This is a genomic window from Vallitalea longa (genome assembly GCF_027923465.1).
In the GTDB taxonomy this organism is placed as follows: Bacteria; Bacillota; Clostridia; order Lachnospirales; family Vallitaleaceae; genus Vallitalea; species Vallitalea longa.
The window spans coordinates 1-749 of sequence record NZ_BRLB01000051.1; the positions used below are offsets into that span (position 1 = coordinate 1).

1 protein-coding gene is annotated in these 749 nt (G+C 34.6%); it reads right to left on the reverse strand.

Translation table 11 applies throughout. From position 1 onward, the window contains the following. Positions 1 to 749 (reverse strand): hypothetical protein (locus QMG30_RS24775; protein ID WP_281819906.1); only part of this gene is annotated, 749 nt, incomplete at both ends.

The following is a 749-nucleotide window of genomic DNA, read 5'->3' on the forward strand; positions in this document are numbered from 1 at the left end:
TCTGGACTATTCTTTTGGGTTGGCACATTTATACTGCTAGCTCCATCTATAATGATATTTGTTACTTCTGATTCTGCTTTTTCTATCGTTACTGTTTTTTCTTCAGTCATTCCATTACTAGAAGCCATTACTACAACGGTTCCTGCATCCGCTTGGTTAGTTACTTTCAGTAACCCTGTTATCGAATTTATACTTACTCCTGTTACTGGTATCTTTAATGACCAACTTACATCTTTATCCATTACATTTCCGTACTGATCTTTTATTACTGCATTATAATCAATTGTTTCTGGACTATTCTTTTGGGTTGGTACATTTATACTGCTAGCTCCATCTATAATGATATTTGTTACTTCTGGTTCTGTTTTTTCTATTGCTACTTGTTTTTCTTGTTGCACTCCATTACTAGATACCACTACTGTAACTGTTCCTGCATTTGCTTGGTTGGTTACTCCCAATAACCCTGTTTCTGGATTTATACTTATTCCTGTTATTGGTGTTTTTAATGACCAACTTATATTTTCATCCATCACATTTCCGTATTGGTCTTTTACTATACCTGTATACTCTGTTTCCTTTGGACTTGTTATTTCTGTTGGTACGTTTATTACACTTTCACCACTTATTGTTATATTTGTTACTTCTGATTCTGCTTTTTCTATTGTTACGGTTTTTTCTTCCTGCATTCCACCGCTAGAAGCCATTACTACAACTATTCCTGCATCCGCTTGGTTAGTTACTTGTAATAC